Source organism: Lysinibacillus sphaericus, assembly GCF_002982115.1.
Lineage (GTDB): Bacteria > Bacillota > Bacilli > Bacillales_A > Planococcaceae > Lysinibacillus > Lysinibacillus sphaericus.
In genome coordinates this window covers 1,323,222-1,342,818 of sequence record NZ_CP019980.1, presented here as the reverse complement: position 1 = coordinate 1,342,818, position 19,597 = coordinate 1,323,222, and the positions used below count along the sequence as shown (strand labels likewise).

Genomic DNA, 19,597 nt, shown 5'->3' with positions numbered 1-19,597 from the left:
AACCTATTTATTTCGTCGAATGAACGACTCGAACTGTTCGCGCGTCCATGTATTGACAATCATATCTTTTTTCAGCCATGCCCTATTTGCATAGCGCACACCAATATCCATAAAACGTAAATGCGCGATATCATGCGCATCGGTATTAATCGCTACTGGTACACCTGCTGCAACAGCCATTTCTAAATGCTCAACGCATAAATCTAAACGATAGGGATTGGCGTTCAACTCTAAAATTTTACCATATTCCTTTGCCCATTCAATCAACTGCGCGATATTTGGATTATAACCAGCCCGGTCTTCAATAATGCGCCCCGTTGGATGAGCAATCATATGTACATACGGATTTTGCATTGCGGTATGTAATCGCGCCATTATTTTATCCTGTGACTGTGTAAAACTCGAATGAATGGAGGCAATCACGAAATCCAATTTCCGCAGTACTTCATCGTCAAAATCTAACGAACCATCTGGTAAAATATCCATTTCTGTGCCTGCATATAAATAAAAGTCAGGATGCGCTTCGTTAAAAGCGTCAATTTCAGCTCGTTGCTTCACTAATCGTGCAGGTGTCAAACCATTCGCCACTTTTAAATATTGTGAGTGATCGGTAATAACACTATATTGATAACCACGGGAAATTAGCGCTTCACCCATTTCAGCCACAGAGTACGCGCCATCTGACCATGTTGTATGCATATGCAAATCAGCGACAATATCCTCTAGCTTAACTAAATCCTTGACTTCACTTTGCCGGTCAAACTCTGTTGACCCTGTTCGTAAGCTAGGGGGGATAAATGGCAAATCAAAATGGGCAAAAAATGCCGCTTCGTCTGCAAATGTCAGCACAGAACCATCTGCTTGCTCTACACCATACTCACTAATTTTTTCCCCACGTGTTTTGGCAAGTTGGCGCATGCGAACGTTATGCTCTTTTGAACCTGTAAAATGGTGCAAGGCTGTGGCATACTCAACATCCTTTACTAATCGAAAATCAACACTTACAGCATCATCTAAATCTAAAATAACGGAAATTTTTGTATCTCCTGCTGCCACTACCTCTTGAATAGCGAGTGCACTCAATATTTTTTCTCGTACTGTCTCTATTGCTTCAGTTACAACAATGAAATCAATATCTTTACTTGTTTCAGATGCACGACGGAAACTGCCTGCTACGGAAAAACGCGTCACTTCCTCCATACTACCGAGAAGTGCTTCAATTTGTAAAACGACAGGCTCAAGCTGCCAAATTGGCAAACGTTCTGAACGATTAGCAAAATTAGCTAGTTCCTTTAAAATCTTTTCTTCTGTTTTGGCGGCAAAGCCTGCTAGCTCGCGCACTTTACCCGCTTCACATGCAGCTTGTAAGCTTTCAGCAGAGTCTATGCCTAGCTCTTGGTGAAGCTTCGCAATCTTTTTGCCACCTAAGCCTGGTAACTTCAGTAATGGCAGTAATCCTTTCGGTACAATATCTTGTAATTCTTTAAGCAGACTCGATTCACCTGTCACGATTAAGTCTTCAATAACAGCGGCTGTACCTTTACCGATTCCTTTAAGCTTTGTTACATCCTCCATCTCACTAAGCGAGCGCTCATCACCTTCTAATGCTGCTGCAGCTTTGCGGAATGCGGATACTTTAAACGGATTTTCACCTTGTAACTCCATATATAATGCAATTTTTTCTAACGTACGAATAATTGTTTTTTTGTTCATTTAGAATTCCCCCTATCGTAAAAACACTTCCCTCTGGTCCGAGAGAAGTGCATCATTTACTATTGCCTATTCATTACGGCTTTTGCGCAACTTTGTTTTAGCTTACATTGCGATAGGCAATCAACATTCAACAAAATTTACAATCTGCTTGTGCACAAAACAGCTACGCCCTTAACAGAAATTTCGCCATTTAGCAGATTTCTACGGACAAATGAGTGAATACTACATTCAATTTTCCATGCGTAGATGCCAAATTTTATTAGGAAGCATGGAGATAAATATACCACCAATTTTGGAACATCTTTGTAATGATCGGCGTATGTTCCAAAATAAGGCCTGATATGAACGACTTCGACATTAAATTCTGAATAAAATCAATCGGTACTAATGCCAAAACATACAATACAATAAATAAAATTAAATAATTTTCAATCATGCCAAGCAGTGCACCAAGCCAGCGATTGACCGTACTTAACACTGGTAAATAAGCAATGAAATCAAAGATGGATGCCACAATTTGCAAGGCAATCTTTACTGCAAAGAAAATAACCGCAAACGCAATGACACGATAAAATGTTCGGTCTAAATCTAAGCTGTCAATGACAACTCCAAGGCTTCCCGAATCTGTAACACCTGGATATGGCACCCAAAACACAAATTTCTGTGCTAATGGCTTATAATAAATATACGCAACAATTAGGGCAACAACAAAGCTAACTATATGCATCATTTGTACAATGAAGCCACGTTTTGCCCCCACTAGCAGTCCACCTAATAGAACTACTAATATAATTAAATCTAGCATTTACTTCAACCCTTTAATTTTTTCAATTCTTCTTCTAGTAATTCTATTTGCTCTTTTAAGAGTAAATAATCGTGCACCGTATTTACGGCTGTAAGGACGGCAAGCTTTGTGCTATCAAGTGAGGGATTATGTAAATTCATTTCGCGCATACGGTCATCAACAATAGAAGCGACAAGTCGCATATGTCCAATGGATTCGGAGCCGACCATTTTATATGTATGACCATATATTTCCACAGAAATTTTATTCTTTTCTTGATTTTCCATAGTCGCACCCTCCAGTAAAATCTTTTTGCTCACGGTGTTATTCGTTATGAGCAACGTCCATACAAAAAAGCTATATATTATCATACCATGAAAGGTATAAAATTGTGAACAATGAGGATAGAAAGGAACGGTTTAATGTCAAATATTGTACTTTTAATTTCAACAACTGCACAAAAAGAGGTAATGTCCTACTACGCAAATTATTATGTGGAGCGAAAAGCACCTGGTGTTGTGTTCGCTGCAAAACTGCCTGATACAGCCATTACGATGTATAAATCAGGAAAATGTATGTTTCAAGGAGGCGGTGCTGAGCGAGAAGCCGCACGATGGGGAACCTCTGGGGCATCAGCTACGCAAAAGGCTTCAACTGTTGGTGCAAAAGGAGATACACTCCCTGAAGGTTTTGCCGCCATGTCTGTGTTAGGCTCTGACGAAACAGGAACTGGGGATTATTTCGGACCGATAACAGTGGCAGCCGTTTACGTTCCTTCTTCAAAAATAGAATTGATTAATGAACTTGGCGTGAAAGATTCTAAAATGCTGACGGATGACTATATGCGAAAAATTGCCCCTGATTTACGTGCGGCATGTATTCATAGCGTACTCGTATTGCGCAATGAAAAATATAATGCTTTACAAGCAAAGGGCTATTCACAAGGCAAAATGAAAGCGATGATGCATAATAAGGCACTTGGACATACATTAGCAAAAATGGCGCCCGAAAAACCTGCACATATTTTAATTGACCAGTTTGCAGAACGCGGGGTGTATTATAATTATTTAAAAAATGAGCGTGAAATTGTCCGAGATGGCGTCCTATTTTCAACGAAAGCAGAACAATTACATGTTGCCGTTGCCACCGCTTCCATTTTGGCGCGTGCAGCATTCTTAAAAGAAATGGATCGACTCAGTGAGCTTGCTGGCGTGGCGTTACAAAAAGGTGCATCTAGCAAGGTTGATGCCTTAGCAGCACGTATTTGGCGTGGACAAGGTGAGGAATTTTTACGCTCCATTACAAAATGGCATTTTGCGAACACCGAAAAAGCTCGGAAGTTAAAATAGATCTATAGGGGTTTCTGCTGTTGATATTCGCTACTAGCTGGCCGCTTTCCGCAGGCACATCGTAAACCCTTTGCTCCAATCAGGTGAATCTATTTGCAAAGCTATTTCATGTAATGCTCATCAATAATATAAAAAAGACAAAAGGCATCTAGAGCGAACCTCTGGATGCCTTTTGTCGACATTCTGCGCTGTCTCCGTATTCGAGACAGCTTTTAATAGTATAAATTAACGTACTTCTGTTCCTTCAATTGTAGCAATGGCTTTCAATACTTTATTATGCGCAGCAACAACTTCTTCATCTGTTAACGTGCGTTCAGGATCGAAGTATGTGAGGGAGAAAGCAACAGATTTTTTACCTGCCTCCATTTTTTCACCTTCATAAACATCGAACACTTTAATATCCTTCAACAGTTTCACTCCTGCCGAACGAATAACCGTTACTACTTCACCCGCTGTTGTTGCACGATTCATAACAAGTGCGATATCACGAGACATCGCTGGGAAACGAGGCACCGGTTTATAGCCAAGTGGCGCTTCACTTGCATTGGCTTGTAGTAATGCTACTAGATTCATTTCCATCACGTACGTATCTTTTACACCCCATGCTTTTTGCTCCGCAGGATGTAAACCACCGATAATACCCACTTGTTCACCATCTAATAAAATGCTAGCGGTACGACCAGGATGTAAGCCAGCTACTTCTGCTTTCACAAACGTCATGCGCTCTGTTAAACCAAGCTTGCCAATAACACCCTCGATAATACCTTTCAAGACGAAGAAATCAACTTCTTTTTTCTCACCTTGCCAAGCATGATCTAACCATTTACCTGTTAACACAGCTGCTACATGCTCTTCCTCAAACGGTAAGCCCTCTGCTGTTTGACCAAGGAAGACAGAACCAACCTCGTATAATGCTACGCTATCCGCTTTACGTGCTACATTATATGCCGCCGCTTCGATTAAATGTGGAATTAAGCTTTGACGAAGTGTTGAACGTTCTTCACTCATTGGCATTAATAAACGTGTTACGGGCTCCGCTTTTAGTGCAAAGCGTTGTGATAACGCCTCAGACGTTAATGAGTAAGTAACCGCTTGATAAAGCCCCGCACCTTCCATAAAGTTACGTACAACGCGACGATTTGCTTGATACGCTGTCAGTTGTCCAACTTGGTTGGCACCTTCTGGTAAAGTCATAGGGATTTCATCGTAGCCATATAAACGTGCAATCTCTTCAACGATATCTTCTTCGATTTTAATATCTTGACGACGTGTTGGTGCATCAATGATTAATAAGCCATTTGCTGCTTCTACACCGAATTTCAAACGCTCTAAAATCGAAAGCATATCTTCTAATGAAATTTTCATGCCAAGACGTTCGTTAATAAAATCCGGAGAGACCACAACACGTGCTGGTGTTTTATCTAATTCATCTACGATACACGTGCCTTCTAACACTTCACCGCCAGCTAATTCAGCAAGCAATGCCGCTGCACGTTCAGCTGCAGGCACAACACGGTTAGGGTCAACACCTTTTTCAAAGCGAGCTGATGCATCTGAACGAAGACCTAAATTGCGTGAAGTTTGACGTACTGTTAAGCCATCGAAATAAGCAGATTCAATCACAACAGTCGTTGTAGATGCTGTTACTTCCGAATTGGCTCCACCCATTACGCCTGCAATTGCCACTGGCTCTTTGCCATTGGTAATCACTAAATCAGATGCCTTTAATGTACGCTCTTGGTCATCTAAAGTCGTGATTTTTTCACCTTCTGTTGCTTTACGCACAACAATTTCACCTGTTGCTAAGCTATCATAGTCAAATGCATGAAGTGGTTGACCATATTCCATTAAAATATAGTTTGTCACATCGACTACATTATTGTGAGGACGTACGCCAGCTGCCATCAAACGGTGCTGTAACCACATTGGTGATTCTGCAATTTTAACGTTTTTTACAACTTTCGCTACGTACATTGGGTTCGCTTGTAAGTCTTCTACACGAAGCTTTAGTAAATCCTCCGCTTTGTCAGAAGATGTGCTATAAGCGATTTCTGGGTACTTTACTTCCTCTGATAGAATAGCACCAACCTCATAAGCTACCCCTAACATCGAAAGCGCATCTGAGCGGTTTGGTGTTAAACCAAGCTCAAGCACTGTATCACGAAGACCTAAAAGCGCTAGCGCATCAGCGCCCACCTCTGCATCTGCTGGTAACACATAAATGCCCTCTGCATAAGCTTTCGGTACTACTTTCCCTTCAATACCAAGCTCTTGTAATGAACAAATCATACCGTTCGATTCGTGCCCACGTAGTTTTGCTTTTTTAATTTTAATGCCACCTGGTAAATGTGCACCTGGGCGAGCAACAATGACTTTTTGACCTGCATCCACGTTTGGCGCTCCACAAATAATTTGTTGTGGCACTTCTTCTCCAACATCTACTTGGCAAATATTTAATTTATCGGCTTCAGGGTGCTTTTCTTTTGATACAACATAGCCGACTACAATTTTATCCATACCGCTTGCACGGTCAATTACTGCGTCTACTTCAATGCCTGAGCGAGTAATTTTTTCTGCTAATTCTTCAGGCGCTAAGCCTTTTGTACTTACATAATCTTTTAACCATTCTAATGATACTAACATTTATAGTCCCCCTTACGCCTCTGTTCGCTCGAATTGTGATAAGAAACGTGTGTCACTTGTATAGAAATGACGAATATCGTCGACGCCATATTTCAACATAGCGATACGTTCTGCTCCAATACCAAATGCGAAACCAGAAACTTTCTTCGGATCATAACCAGCCATTTCAAGTACATTTGGATGTACCATACCTGCACCTAAAATCTCAATCCAGCCTGTGCCTTTACATACGTTACAACCTGCACCACCGCATTTGAAGCAAGAAATATCCATCTCAACAGAAGGCTCTGTGAATGGGAAGAAACTTGGACGCAAACGAATTTCACGGTCAGCACCGAACATTTTTTTTGCTAGTGTATCTAATGTCCCTTTCAGATCACTCATACGAATATTTTCCCCAATAACTAAACCTTCAATTTGCATAAATTGGTGAGAGTGTGTTGCATCATCATTATCACGACGGAATACTTTCCCTGGACAAATAATACGAATTGACTCGCCTTTTTTCGCTTCCATTGTACGTGCCTGAACTGGAGACGTATGTGTACGTAATAATATTTCCTCGGAAATATAGAATGAATCCTGCATATCACGTGCAGGGTGACCTTTTGGTAAGTTTAACGCTTCAAAGTTATAGTAATCCTTTTCCACTTCTGGGCCTTCAGCAATTTCATAACCCATGCCGACAAATAAATCTTCAATTTCTTCAATAACGCGTGTTAAAGGATGACGGTTACCTACTTTAATAGCACGCCCTGGTAATGTGACATCAATCGACTCACTTGCTAATTTTTCGGCAATTGCCGCTTCTTCTAATACAGTTGCTTTTGTTTCTAACACTGCTGTAACATTTTCACGAACTGTATTAACTAAAGCACCCATTTTTGGACGTTCTTCAGCCGATAATTTCCCCATTCCTTTTAGCAAGTCTGTGATAGGTCCCTTTTTCCCTAAATAAGCGACACGCACATCATTTAATTCTTTTAAATTTGCTGCTGCTTCAATTTTTGCTAGCGCTTCTTGTTCTAACTGCTTTAATTGTTCTTCCATGTAAAAAACCTCCTTGATCATATAAATGCCCGCTTGCTCAAATGGCATAAAAAAACCTCGCCCCCAAAAAAGGGACGAGGACATATTCGCGGTACCACCCTAGTTATTGCGCGCTTTTGGTGCGCACAATCACTTCATTGCCATAACGACTCGATTGAAGCCGGCTTACCTTTACAGCATCTTTTCTTGCTGGTCCCGGTAGCTGCTCGCAGGATGAATTCAAAATTGCATTGGTTCGGCGCTGGCTCTCAATCTCCGGCCTACGCTCCCTGTCGTCCATTCACAATCTTTACTACTTCCTGGTCAAAGCATTTCATTATACAGAATTACATTTTAAATGTGATTATACAATATGATACCACTTCAAATCAAGGGGCATCTGTGCAAGCTTGACTTTAGCATTGTTCTATCGGCGTTGTTGGAAGGTTTACTTTACCGGCGATTTACACTTGTTTATCGGTATTTCTTTCCATTTACACACCAATTTCTATTTAACAAAGCCATATAACACAATACCTGTTGCAACAGCGACATTTAACGATTCTGCTTGTCCGAAAATGGGAATAATAATGTTTTGATCTGTCATCGCTAATAGTTGTGGATTAATACCACTGCCTTCATTGCCCATCATAATCGCAAATGCACCAGTATGCTGAATTTCATGATACACGACTGCATCCTCATCAAGAGCTGTCCCAAATACAGGTACACCATTGTCCTGAAGCATATCAATCCAATCTTCTAAATCACCGCGGATTACGGGAATATGGAAATGTGACCCTTGGGCAGAACGCAATGTTTTTGGGTTATATAAATCTGCACAACCTTTGCCTAAAATCACTGCATCCAGACCAGCCGCATCCGCTGTTCGAATCATTGTGCCAATATTACCTGGGTCTTGCACAGCATCGATGAGAAGTACCTTGCGCCAAGAAGCCATTGCATCTTCTTCTACCGCTAGCTGTTTGCATACTGCAAAAACTCCTTGAGAGGTCTCTGTTTCCGCAAATTCTTTTGCTACAGCTGCTGTTACTTCCACCATTGCTACATTGTCGATTGGCCATAGCAACGGTAAATCAACACCCTCGCGCACGATTAGCTGTAACACTTGATTATTGTTTTTCAACGCTTCTTCTACTAAATGGAAGCCTTCCACTAAAAACTCACCCGAACGTTCACGCTCTTTTCGCGTAGTTGCTAGCTTTTTCCAATATTTCACTAACGCATTTTGCGTAGATTCTATTCTTTTCATCGTAGTTTGTACCGCCTTTATCCTATTTACTGTTCATTATTATACAGTAGAAAACCGCAAATTACATAGTCCAGTAAAACACAGCAAATTGTCAGAATTGTTTGCGTGCCAGTCACTCAAACAAACTCACTTTGTTTCTTCCGTTCTCTTTCGAAGTATATAAAGCCTGATCCGCCTTTTTCAAAATCGTCACATCGGAATCGTTATCGGTTGCTGTGGCAATGCCGATACTTATCGTAATTCTTCCTGTCTGCCATTGAGCCTGCTCAACCGTTTGACGAAGTTGTTCAGCAATAGTCCAACAATCATCGACACTGGTATCAGGTAAAATGATGACAAATTCTTCCCCACCATAGCGCGCTACTACATCGCTTGGACGAGCTTGTGCATCTAAAATTTGTGCCAATTGGGCAAGCACCTCATCTCCTACTTGATGTCCGAATGTATCATTGACCCTTTTAAAATGATCGATATCCAAAATTAATAGTGAGAAAGGGATCGCCGATTTCCTGAACATAGCAAGCTGTTCTTCAAGCTTTTCTTGAAAAAATCTTCTGTTTTTCAAACCTGTTAGCTTATCCGTAATGGAAATTTCTACAAGCGTGGCATTCATAGATAATAACTCTTCTTGTTTGTGCTCAATTGCCAAATGGATTTGCTTTAATTTTGCTAATGCTTGATCCTTTTCTAAATAAGCCGCCTCTAGTTGCTTTTTAGCCGCACGTAATTCTAATTCATAATCAATGCGCTTTTTCATCGGCACTAAAACGCAATCAATACATTCAACCTCTCCCACCGCATACTTCCGACCGTTCAACAGAAAAGGAATGGCTGTACCATTGTCATGCTTTAAACTGATGAATAATTCTTCCACATAATCGTACAAATTAATGGTCGGGTAAAAAAATGAATGAAAAATCATTTTGTTAGGCTTGGACATTAGAATTTCAATATGCTGGTGTAATATATCCACCCGTTCATAACCCATCCACTGCAGAAAGGTCTGATTCACCTCAATCATGATGCCATCAAGTGTAATGGCAATAAATCCACAAGGTGCATAGTTCAATCGTTTATCCATTTCTGATAATAATCCTTTCATTTTCCATTAAAGAAATTGTGTAATTAAGTCAATCGTTTCTTGCGGATGGCTAATATGTGGATAATGGCCTTTTGCTGTCATTAAACGCAACGTGCTAGCTTTTAAATGCTGATGTAGATATTCTGCAACTTCAATCGGAACGATACTATCATCCGAACATTGCATGATTAAAATAGGAATACTTGCCTTAGATAAGTCACTTCGATGATCCGATAAAAAAGTAACTTCCGCAAACTCCCTTGCAATGACTGGGTCTGCTGATTTAAATGTTTGTTCAAGCTCATTTGTAAATTTTGGAGACTCGGGATTATTCATAGCAATAGGCGCTAGAAAACTAGCCCAACCCGAAAAGTTCATTTCCATCATATCTAATATTTCCATAATGTCACTTAGCTCAAATCCACCAACATAGCCATCTCTATCATTTAAATAACGAGGTGAAGGGCCAATCATGATTAGCTTTTCAAAATAATCTGGGCGTTCAATGGAGGCTAGTAAGCCAATCATTGAACTAATAGAATGACCAATAAAAATGACCTGTTGCAGTTCAAGTGTCTCAATGATATCCAAAACATCCTGCTTGTAGCCCTGAAGTGACTGGTATTTTTGAGATTGATAGGCATTAAAATCAGAATTACCTGAACCAACATAATCAAATAAAATAATTTGATAGTGTTCCTCGAATGCAGGTGTAATATAACGCCACATATTTTGATCGCAACCAAATCCATGTGCAAATAAAATTGGTTGCTTCCCTTTGCCGATTATTTTCACATTATTGCGTACAACTACATCCTTCATCGCATTTACTCCCTCTAGAAATATATGTAATATCTCCATTTTGACGATGTATTCAATAATTATCAAGGGAAATAACGAGTATGAAATGAATAATAAAAGGCATTGTGACATAATTTTTTAATAATTTTGAAACAAAGGCTCTGTGTTTTTCCATTTTTGCTGTAAAAATAGCGCTTTTACAAGCGTATAAATTAGTAGCTAGTTACAACGGCAACCCCTGTGTAACAGCACAAAATGGAGGACATGCAAGCTACCGAGAAATCGCCTGTTTATCTTTAAAACATAGCAAAAAAGTGTTAGATTATAAGCGCTCAATCTAACACTTTTTCTCTTAGGTTCCAACTTTACTTTATAAGGGAACTACAGCCACTTTCGAATCGGAGGAATACTTTGCTGGAATCGAAATACATTGAATGGATCGTATTTGGTTTTCACTTCTCTCAACCGTCTGAAATTACGTCCATAGTATGCAGTTGGCCAGTTTTCAATCGATTGATCTGGAAAGTTCACATAATCCCCCATTGTAAACGGGGATAATGTCCTTCTTACATCTTCCACCCACTGAATATTTTCCTTTTCATCTTGAGTTTGTTCCCATGAAGTGATGTACTCTTGGGCAATAAGAGCATCGCGATAGTAATAGGCAGTACGGTTTGGTGCAATGTGACTAACAGCACCTCTAAGCGATTGGTGCCAGATGCTCGCATTTCTGTTAGGTGCATTTGCTAAAAATTGCTTCATAGTCAAGATGGCAGCATGCGGAAATGGTTTTTCAATAAAGGAACCTGATCTTTTACGGAGTGCCGGCTGGTTACCACTCGGAACATCAAAAAATCGAACTGCTTTCATATAAGGCACTTCTTTTATCCATAGATCCGTTGGTGACCCGCTTTTTCTTAATGGTCGTAACAGCTTTTTTAATTCTGATGGTGCGCCAACAAATATACCTTGCACAACAACTTCCCCCACTTCCTTTGCTTTTAACTCTATTTGTGAGGTTAAACGTTCATCTGTAAAAGGCGCCCATTTTTGCCATGCATCAAAAGCAATCTCAAAATCATCCCAGTCCCATGAAATATGGAAAAGAGACACTTCCGCTATAGGATGTAACTTAAATGTAAGTGCTGTAACAACTCCGAAATTCCCCCCACCGCCACCACAGCTAGCCCAAAATAAATCACTATTCATCTGCCGATTTGCTCGAATCAGCTCCGCTCCTTGATGGCCACTCGCTCCAACCATTTCAATTTCCATTAATTGATCGCAAGTAAGCCCAAAAGGACGAGAAAGCATACCGATACCTCCACCAAGCGTTAAACCCACAATTCCTACACTACTTTCAGTTCCTCCTGGAATTGTCATACCATGTTCCCATAATGTACGGTATACTTGCCCTAAGTTCGCACCCGCCTCAATGCGAGCAGTTCCATAATCTAAATTAATGGTTATGTCGTTCATTTCACTCACATCAATGACTAGACCGTGATTGATTAAGGAATAATTTTCATAACTATGACGCCCACTCCTTATTCGGAAGTCCTCATTATTTTCCCTAACCCATCTTAAAGCGTTCACGACATCTTTTGTCCTTTGGCAAAAGACAACTTTACTCGGGAATTTTGGCAAACTTAAGTTATTATTTGTCCTCGCTTCATCGTAATCTGGATCACCTGGACTAACAATTCTTCCTGTGAGCTTTACTTTCTTCAACATACAGCCCCTTTCTCCAATAATGCAATGTGCATGTACTATACTATGTATATTTAATGAGGAAAAAATATGCATTTTAAAATGGGAAAGAATGAAAAATAACATGGCATTTCATCATCAGCTATCCATTTTGTTTCATATGATGCATTAACAAAACCTATTAGGGGGAGAACAATGTTAATACATGTAGTTAGTGCGGGTGAAACATTATGGCACATTGCAAACCGTTATGCTGCGCCACTGCAAACGATTACTCATTTAAATGCGTTACCTAACCCAAATCAATTAATAATCGGACAATCACTCGTTATTCCTTCTGCTTACACAACGCATATCGTCAAAAAAGGTGACACATTATCGACGATTGCCAAACAATATAACATATCAATGCAATCAATTATTCATATGAATCACCTTACGAATCCGAATGTTTTATCACCTGGAACAAAACTGATTATTCCGCCCATTACACATACTGTACAAGCTGGCGAAACATTATCACAAATCGCTAGCAACTATGGTACAACTGTTCAAGCAATTGTAGAAGAAAATAGCATGACAAACCCAAATATGATCTATGTCGGTTCACAGTTAGTTATTCCTAGAGCCAAGCCTACCATTGAAGTAAATGCTTATACGTATCAACCGCCTGAAGAAGCTGTTCAATCATTGCATGCAATCGGTCATCTTCTCACTTTTTTTAGCCCGTTTGCTTATATGATAGAGGAAGACGGTACATTACAACCGATTAATGATCAAGCAATGATTGACGCAGCACAATCGCAAAACATCCTACCAATGCTAACTATTACAAATTTTACGTCTACAGAAAGCGGCTCCAACTTAGCCCATATTATTTTATCTAACGAACAGTTACGTGTAAAAGTGATGGATACTATCTTACTTGTGATGCAGGATAAAGGCTATAAAGTGTTAAACATAGACTTTGAAAACGTTCTACCAACAGACCGAGAACTATACAACCAATTCCTTCAATTAGCCGTTGATCGTCTGCACCCGCAAGGTTATTTAGTATCAACTGCACTTGCTCCAAAAACAAGGTCTTCTCCAGCAGGGTCAACATATGAAGCATTTGATTATGAGGCTCATGGCAAAATTGTGGATTTTGTTGTGTTAATGACCTATGAATGGGGCTATCGCCTTGGACCTCCACAGGCCATCTCGCCCATCAATGAAATGAAGAAAGTTGTAGAATACGCTCTAACAGTAATACCCGCTAATAAAATTTTTTTAGGCTTTCAAATTTATGCTCGGGATTGGCTAGTTCCTCATGTCAAAGGGCAAGAAGCGGAAACCTTTAGCCCGCAAGAGGCCATTAGAAGAGCCAAACAATTTGGCGCTACTATTCAATATGATCGCACTACACAATCACCATTTTTCCGCTACGTTGATCAGCAAGGAAGAAATCATGAGGTTTGGTTTGAAGACGCCAGAAGCGCACAAGCTAAATTCGATCTACTCAAGCAGTATCATCTTCGTGGTGTGAGCTATTGGGCTTTAGGTTTTCCATTCCCTCAAAATTGGGCACTATTAGAAAATGATTTCTCTATAAAAAAATAAGGACTACTACTAGAATTTCCCGAAACGCTATCTTTCATAAGCTTTTATGAATCTTGGCCAAACCTTTTGACATTCCTTCATGAATTTCTTACGTTTCCCTAGTATTTCCCATGATAAAAATAGCACTTGAAAGCCATATTAAGAAATATCAAAACTGAAAGGAGACAGCACACATGGGAAGAGATAATAAACAAGGGAAAAGCCAAAATAAAGGCTCATTACCACAGACACCAAAAAACCAAAAAATCGCACCTGATAAAGTAAAAGAAGAGTTTTCCCAAGAATTCACAGAACTTATTAATGCTGTGACGAAAAACAAGCAAAAAAAATAAGGGGGTATTCAATTGGAGTATCAACGCGCACAAGAAATTGTTGCCTCTCCATCGGAATATGAAGTGAGCTACAATGGCGTTTCGATATGGATTGACAAGCTACATGATGATCGCAAAACAGCCACTGTTCATTTACGACGCTCGCTAGAAGAACGCTCTGAAGTCAATATTTCAGAACTGAAAGAAGAATACCTCGTTCATTAAAAAAATAAGGACTCCCCAAAAATCCGCATTGTACTTAATTAGATGCAACCTTGTTGCAGCCTAATTAAGTCAAAGCGGATTTACCATTTTCATTTACTATCTTTTTAAATGCTGTATTCTTCCCCGTATTTAAAACGCTCTAAAATATCATTTGCATGCATATGTAAGTCATTAAACGTTGTTGCAAGCTGTTCAGCTGAAATAGGCTTACTAAATAAATAACCTTGTATATAATCGCAATCCCCTGCAACAAGGAAAGCAAGTTGTGCAATTTCCTCTATCCCCTCAGCGACAACTTTTAACCGTAAATGCTTTGCCATTGAAAGGATCATGGATACAAGCGCTTCATCATTTGGGTCATGTTGAATATTATGTACGAAAGCACGATCAATTTTTAAACAGTCGATTGGAAAATCTTTTAAATACGACAAAGACGAGTAACCTGTCCCAAAATCATCGACAGCTATTTGAATCCCTAGTGCTTTTAATTCATGTAAAAGCTGCGTCATTTGATCAATATTCATTGTCATACTTTCTGTAATTTCCAATTGAAGATAGCTTGGTTCCAACTTACTTCGTTGTAAAATCTCTCTCACCATTTGTACTAAATCTTGCTGAAATAATTGGCCAAGAGATAAATTAACGGCAACTTTCATTGGCGGCAAACCTTGCGCTTCCCATGCTTTTACTTGCAAGCATGCTGTTTCAAGAATCCATTTTCCCAGAGGAATAATAAGCCCTGACTCTTCTGCTATCTCGATAAACGTATCAGGTGGGACAAGTCCACGCTCTGGGTGACGCCAGCGCACTAGCGCCTCGACTGATTCTATTTTTCCTGTTTTCAAGTTAATTTGTGGCTGATAAACCAAATAAAACTCCTGTCGCTCGAGCGCCCTATGTAACTCCTGCTCTAATAAAATACGATCTGCCACACCGGTTGACATATGCTGTTGGTAAAAAAGAAGTCGTTGCGGTAATTGACTCGCTTCACGCATCGCTAGCTGTGCATGCGTCAATAATTGTTCAGCCGTACAATTGGCGTCATTGAATGCAATGCCAATATTGACATTGCCTTTTAATGAAAAAAGTTGTACTTGCAGCGGCTGATTCATAACGTTTTTTAAATTCAAACAAAACTGGATCAATTCTTCTTTTGTTTGTACATGATGAATAAAAATGACAAACTGGCTCTCCCGTAACTTTGTGGCAAAATAATGGGGTGGTAGCATCGCTTGAATTCTTTCAGCTACAAGTTTCATCATCTTATTGGAATAACTAATGCCTAAGGAGTCACTAATAGTTGCTAGACGATCAATTTCAATGGAGATAATGGCCTGTTGTTGCCTACCATCCTTATGCAGCTTCTCCTTTAATGTTTTTAAAAGAAGACGCTCATTCGGAAGTTGGGTAATATCATCATGATAAGCTTGAAAAGTTAGCTCCTGTTGCGATTGTTCCAAGTCTAGCTTAATTTTTAATAGCTGTTGATAGGGCTTTTCAACTGACGTATAGTAAATTGCCTTCAGAAAAATATAATACGCAAAAAATTGATAAAAGAGTGCAGCGAACATCCAAATACCACTGAAGTTATAGCTACAAACAAATAACAAATCACTCAAAATCAAATAAGCAGACCCACTCATTAGCCATCCAGTTTGTTTTGGTGCCTCCTTATAATGCTTGCTTAAAAAATAGATTGAAACACCTTGTAAAACCGCAGTCAATAATTGCGCGCTATTTTGTATTGTTGTCACTAATGGACTATCATCAATAAAAGGCTGTGCCTTATACAACATGATGAGTACCAGTGCAACAGATAAAACCGCAATGCCATAAGCAATCCTACGATGTGCCAACGTTAACTTTTTTCTAGGCTTTACAAGCATTAGTAATACACCAATTACTAAAGCAAAGCGCATGAAAATCTGTATCCAAACGCTTAGTAACATTATGTCTAGGCTTTGAGAAACTGCTAAGACAATGTTTGCAATTTCTAACAAAGCAACAACGAAAAATATACTACCTATGTATAATGTTTGATTTGATAATAGCTGTGAAAAGATTAACCATGAATGAATAGCAATGGTCATAGTAAATACAACGATAAAAATTTTCATGATTAAACTTAAATAAACAAAGCTACCTTCAAAAATAGCAAAAAGCTGATGGTTAAAAACGATTAGTGGTAGTAATAGTAGCAACGGTATCGCACTAAATCCAAGCTCCTTTTTGTCTATAACTATATTATTACGCGCGTTTTCCAATACTAACCCTCCATACCAAGTTATACTCATTTTAAATAGACGGGTATATATACCCATTAATTCATAGCAAAGACATTGAAATTGTATATATCTTAGACTTCTTACAAATCATAGCACTTTTATTAGACTTTGTATGCATCAAGCAAAAGTATGCTAATATTCAATTTATTTTGATATTAGCATACTTTTACTATCTTTTTGTAGTAATTTCTTTATCGACGGTAGAGACTACGGAGCTTATATATCAGTCTTGTACGTCTCTTTTTGACTGCAGCAACAGACAGAAATAGTTCTTTAGCTATTTCATCATACGTATAGCCTTCTAGGTAATAAAGTTGCAGTATCTTTCGGTCTACCTCTTTTAAATTACCCATGATTGTATCTACTAATAAACAAGCCTCTAGTCGGTTAATCTGTTCCTGCTGACATCTTATACTGTTTAATTTGTCGTCAGCTACAAATGTCACGTTGTCTTGGAATTGTTTATTCTTTGTCAGTTCTTTCAAAATTTCCCCTTTAACAGTTGAATAAATATATGCAGAAAACTGCCCGTTCGATGGATTGGCCTTTTGATAAGCTTTCCACACAGCAATTGCTGCAATATGGCGATAATACGCAAAGTCTTTGTAAATATGGCACTTTAATAAAATAGAAGTAATCATCGGTTGGACTAATTCTAATATTTCCTCAAATGGCTGTTGTGGCGAAAGAAGTTGTTTGTGCTTGTCTTGTGACACTATTACTTTCCTAACGACTTGTGCACAGTCCATTATTCCTAGGTGATACTAGCTTAACGTGCGGCTACCAAATCGTCGACAAACGCTTTTATAAAAAATCATCAACGAAACTTTTAAAAAATCGCCTTAATTTAGCACAAATAATAAGAAGTATTTAAACAAATCATATGTTTTACCTTCATTTAATACATATTTCTTTTTTCGCTGGACACATTATGACTAAGGAGGCGAAATAGATGAATTTTCAAATAAGAGATGCCATTTCAGCAAACGTACATGGGCAATCCGCAGCAGAATTTAAGGATATAGTGCAAGATGCTATTTCACGTGGTGAGGAGCATCTACTACCTGGGCTTGGTGTATTTTTCGAAAAATGGTGGCAACAATCAACTGCTGAAGAACAAGATGCATTCGTTCAAAAGCTTGAAAAAGTATTTGCACACTGATTTTTTATGAACACTTCATTCCAATTCCACTAATCGCATGATAAATTAGATTTATCAGAAAGTTTGGAGGGATTGGAATGACTGTTGCAATAGAGCTACTAGTAAATCAACTTAGAGAGGTATTATCGGATGAGCAAGTGTCGACAAACGACACAGTACGAGAACTACATGGCAAAGACGAATCTCATCATGCGATGAATTTACCTGATATCGTCGTCTTCCCACGTTCTACAGGAGACGTAAGTGCCATCATGAAAATCGCACATGCTAATCTTATACCCGTTGTCCCATTTGGTGTTGGCTCAAGTTTAGAAGGCAATGCTATTCCGATTGAAAAAGGGATATCTATCGATTTTTCTGAAATGAATGCAATTTTAGAGATTCGTCCAGAAGATTTATTAGTGAAAGTGCAACCAGGTGTGACACGTGCACAATTAAATAAAGAACTTAAAAAACATGGGCTACAATTTACGGTAGATCCTGGAGCAGATGCGACACTTGGTGGTATGGCTGCAACAAACGCCAGCGGTACGACAGCAGTTCGTTACGGTGTAATGCGCGACCAAGTACGGGATTTAGAAGTAGTACTTGCTGACGGAACTGTCATTCATACGGGCAACTTAGCAGCGAAATCTTCTTCTGGCTATCATTTGAACGGTTTATTTGTTGGTTCAGAAGGTACGTTAGGATGCTTTACAGAGCTGACATTGCAAGTTTACGGTATTCCAGAATTCGTGACTGCTGGCCGTGCTGTCTTTGAAACAGTGGGCGATGCTGTCAGTGCAGTAGCCGCATTATTGCAGGCTGGCATCTCCGTTGGTCGCGTTGAACTAGTCGATGAAGCTTCTATTACACAAGTGAATATTTATAATGAAACAACGTATGATGAAAAACCTACGCTATTTTTAGAATTCCACGGCAACGATGCAGGTATGCGTGCAGATATTGAATTTGCTACAGAAATCTTTGAGGATTTCGGCTGTAAGAGTGTCCAATTTGAACAAGACAATGCAGCACGCAATAAGCTGTGGGAGGCACGTCATTCTTTAGCCTATGCATATATTCATGCGTACCCTGGTAAAAAACTAATGTCAACTGACGTCTGTGTACCGATTTCAAAATTGGCAGAAACGATACTCTATGCACGCGAACAATTAAATACTGTCGGTCTAGTAGGAGGCATTGTCGGACATGTCGGAGACGGCAATTTCCATGCTCTATTAATGTTAGACCCAACGAATGCGCAGGAACAGGCTCAAGCTGACCGTTTTAACGAACATATTGTACAGTATGCATTGCTTCGCGGTGGAACTTGTACAGGAGAACATGGTGTAGGGATTGGGAAGATGAAATATCAATCAATGGAGCACGGTGCCTCATTACTTGTTATGAAAAGCATTAAGGCAGCACTTGACCCACATAATATTATGAATCCAGGAAAAATTTTCAACTTGTAGTAGCGATAAATTTTCACTTTCATTAATTGAGAAAAAACACGACCCCTCCAACTAAGGAGAAGGTCGTGTTTTGAATATGATTAAAGGTGACAGGCACTTATGTCACGCTCTGTTCAAGTGCACGTGGAACCATTGTTTCGATGAGATAACCTTCTTCATAAATGATTTTTTT

At 39.3% G+C, this 19,597-nt stretch carries 17 protein-coding genes; 6 read left to right on the top strand and 11 right to left on the bottom strand.

Going from position 1 to position 19,597, the window contains the following annotated elements; genetic code table 11:
- Positions 1-3: 3 nt before the first annotated feature.
- The 3 genes from polX to zapA form a co-directional block, all read right to left on the bottom strand.
- Positions 4-1,713 carry a DNA polymerase/3'-5' exonuclease PolX gene (gene polX / locus LS41612_RS06715; RefSeq protein WP_024363857.1) on the bottom strand — a complete coding sequence of 570 codons (1,710 nt, stop codon included), beginning with the start codon at positions 1,711-1,713 and terminating at the stop codon, positions 4-6.
- A gap of 259 nt (positions 1,714-1,972) precedes the next feature.
- Positions 1,973-2,518, bottom strand: a complete 546-nt coding sequence (locus LS41612_RS06710; protein WP_024363856.1) for a CvpA family protein — start codon at positions 2,516-2,518, stop codon at positions 1,973-1,975.
- Positions 2,519-2,523: 5 nt separating this feature from the next.
- Entirely contained in the window at positions 2,524-2,784 is a 261-nt protein-coding gene (gene zapA, locus LS41612_RS06705; RefSeq protein ID WP_024363855.1) for a cell division protein ZapA, read from the bottom strand.
- 135 nt (positions 2,785-2,919) lie between these two features.
- Between zapA and rnhC the strand changes: the two genes are divergently transcribed.
- Positions 2,920-3,846, top strand: coding sequence for a ribonuclease HIII (gene rnhC / locus LS41612_RS06700; RefSeq protein ID WP_024363854.1), 927 nt, complete (start codon positions 2,920-2,922; stop codon positions 3,844-3,846).
- 225 nt (positions 3,847-4,071) lie between these two features.
- Here rnhC and pheT read toward each other — a convergent pair whose 3' ends face one another.
- The 6 genes from pheT to LS41612_RS06670 form a co-directional block, all read right to left on the bottom strand.
- Complete coding sequence (gene pheT, locus LS41612_RS06695; protein ID WP_024363853.1) at positions 4,072-6,489, bottom strand: phenylalanine--tRNA ligase subunit beta; 2,418 nt, start codon at positions 6,487-6,489, stop codon at positions 4,072-4,074.
- A gap of 12 nt (positions 6,490-6,501) precedes the next feature.
- Positions 6,502-7,539 carry a phenylalanine--tRNA ligase subunit alpha gene (gene pheS / locus LS41612_RS06690; RefSeq protein ID WP_024363852.1) on the bottom strand — a complete coding sequence of 346 codons (1,038 nt, stop codon included), beginning with the start codon at positions 7,537-7,539 and terminating at the stop codon, positions 6,502-6,504.
- 487 nt (positions 7,540-8,026) lie between these two features.
- Positions 8,027-8,791: a TrmH family RNA methyltransferase gene (locus tag LS41612_RS06685; RefSeq protein ID WP_024363851.1), complete on the bottom strand. Its 765-nt coding sequence runs from the start codon at positions 8,789-8,791 to the stop codon at positions 8,027-8,029.
- Positions 8,792-8,903: 112 nt separating this feature from the next.
- A complete protein-coding gene (locus tag LS41612_RS06680) occupies positions 8,904-9,872 on the bottom strand; it encodes a sensor domain-containing diguanylate cyclase (RefSeq protein ID WP_029747355.1) in 969 nt (322 codons plus the stop codon).
- Between the two features lie 27 nt (positions 9,873-9,899).
- Entirely contained in the window at positions 9,900-10,694 is a 795-nt protein-coding gene (locus LS41612_RS06675) for an alpha/beta fold hydrolase (protein WP_024363850.1), read from the bottom strand.
- Between the two features lie 360 nt (positions 10,695-11,054).
- Positions 11,055-12,404, bottom strand: a complete 1,350-nt coding sequence (locus tag LS41612_RS06670; protein WP_024363849.1) for an FAD-binding oxidoreductase — start codon at positions 12,402-12,404, stop codon at positions 11,055-11,057.
- A 174-nt stretch (positions 12,405-12,578) separates the two neighbouring features.
- On the opposite strand from LS41612_RS06670, the gene LS41612_RS06665 reads away from it, so the two are divergent.
- The 3 genes from LS41612_RS06665 (at position 12,579) to LS41612_RS06655 (ending at position 14,521) form a co-directional block, all read left to right on the top strand.
- On the top strand, positions 12,579-13,985 hold the full coding sequence (locus tag LS41612_RS06665; protein ID WP_024363848.1) for a glycoside hydrolase family 18 protein: 1,407 nt from the start codon (positions 12,579-12,581) through the stop codon (positions 13,983-13,985).
- Between the two features lie 173 nt (positions 13,986-14,158).
- The gene (locus LS41612_RS06660; protein WP_105928897.1) at positions 14,159-14,317 is read left to right on the top strand and encodes a YfhD family protein; all 159 of its coding nucleotides are present in this window, start codon (positions 14,159-14,161) and stop codon (positions 14,315-14,317) included.
- Positions 14,318-14,329: 12 nt separating this feature from the next.
- Positions 14,330-14,521, top strand: coding sequence for an H-type small acid-soluble spore protein (locus LS41612_RS06655; protein WP_024363847.1), 192 nt, complete (start codon positions 14,330-14,332; stop codon positions 14,519-14,521).
- A 104-nt stretch (positions 14,522-14,625) separates the two neighbouring features.
- Here the strand turns inward: LS41612_RS06655 and LS41612_RS06650 are convergent, their stop codons facing one another.
- Together LS41612_RS06650 and LS41612_RS06645 are read right to left on the bottom strand one after the other, a co-directional pair.
- Entirely contained in the window at positions 14,626-16,785 is a 2,160-nt protein-coding gene (locus LS41612_RS06650; protein ID WP_024363846.1) for a bifunctional diguanylate cyclase/phosphodiesterase, read from the bottom strand.
- Positions 16,786-16,997: 212 nt separating this feature from the next.
- Positions 16,998-17,522: a sigma-70 family RNA polymerase sigma factor gene (locus tag LS41612_RS06645; RefSeq protein WP_024363845.1), complete on the bottom strand. Its 525-nt coding sequence runs from the start codon at positions 17,520-17,522 to the stop codon at positions 16,998-17,000.
- Positions 17,523-17,758: 236 nt separating this feature from the next.
- On the opposite strand from LS41612_RS06645, the gene sspI reads away from it, so the two are divergent.
- Positions 17,759-17,968, top strand: coding sequence for a small acid-soluble spore protein SspI (gene sspI / locus LS41612_RS06640; RefSeq protein WP_024363844.1), 210 nt, complete (start codon positions 17,759-17,761; stop codon positions 17,966-17,968).
- A 77-nt stretch (positions 17,969-18,045) separates the two neighbouring features.
- Complete coding sequence (locus LS41612_RS06635) at positions 18,046-19,425, top strand: FAD-binding oxidoreductase (RefSeq protein ID WP_024363843.1); 1,380 nt, start codon at positions 18,046-18,048, stop codon at positions 19,423-19,425.
- Positions 19,426-19,597: the final 172 nt, after the last annotated feature.

Coding starts and splice junctions, on each gene's coding strand:
- polX (WP_024363857.1), bottom strand. CDS start 1,713: ATGAACAAAAAAACAATTATTCGTACGTTAGAAAAAATTGCATTATAT.
- LS41612_RS06710 (WP_024363856.1), bottom strand. CDS start 2,518: ATGCTAGATTTAATTATATTAGTAGTTCTATTAGGTGGACTGCTAGTG.
- zapA (WP_024363855.1), bottom strand. CDS start 2,784: ATGGAAAATCAAGAAAAGAATAAAATTTCTGTGGAAATATATGGTCAT.
- rnhC (WP_024363854.1), top strand. CDS start 2,920: ATGTCAAATATTGTACTTTTAATTTCAACAACTGCACAAAAAGAGGTA.
- pheT (WP_024363853.1), bottom strand. CDS start 6,489: ATGTTAGTATCATTAGAATGGTTAAAAGATTATGTAAGTACAAAAGGC.
- pheS (WP_024363852.1), bottom strand. CDS start 7,539: ATGGAAGAACAATTAAAGCAGTTAGAACAAGAAGCGCTAGCAAAAATT.
- LS41612_RS06685 (WP_024363851.1), bottom strand. CDS start 8,791: ATGAAAAGAATAGAATCTACGCAAAATGCGTTAGTGAAATATTGGAAA.
- LS41612_RS06680 (WP_029747355.1), bottom strand. CDS start 9,872: ATGGATAAACGATTGAACTATGCACCTTGTGGATTTATTGCCATTACA.
- LS41612_RS06675 (WP_024363850.1), bottom strand. CDS start 10,694: ATGAAGGATGTAGTTGTACGCAATAATGTGAAAATAATCGGCAAAGGG.
- LS41612_RS06665 (WP_024363848.1), top strand. CDS start 12,579: ATGTTAATACATGTAGTTAGTGCGGGTGAAACATTATGGCACATTGCA.
- LS41612_RS06660 (WP_105928897.1), top strand. CDS start 14,159: ATGGGAAGAGATAATAAACAAGGGAAAAGCCAAAATAAAGGCTCATTA.
- sspI (WP_024363844.1), top strand. CDS start 17,759: ATGAATTTTCAAATAAGAGATGCCATTTCAGCAAACGTACATGGGCAA.
- LS41612_RS06635 (WP_024363843.1), top strand. CDS start 18,046: ATGACTGTTGCAATAGAGCTACTAGTAAATCAACTTAGAGAGGTATTA.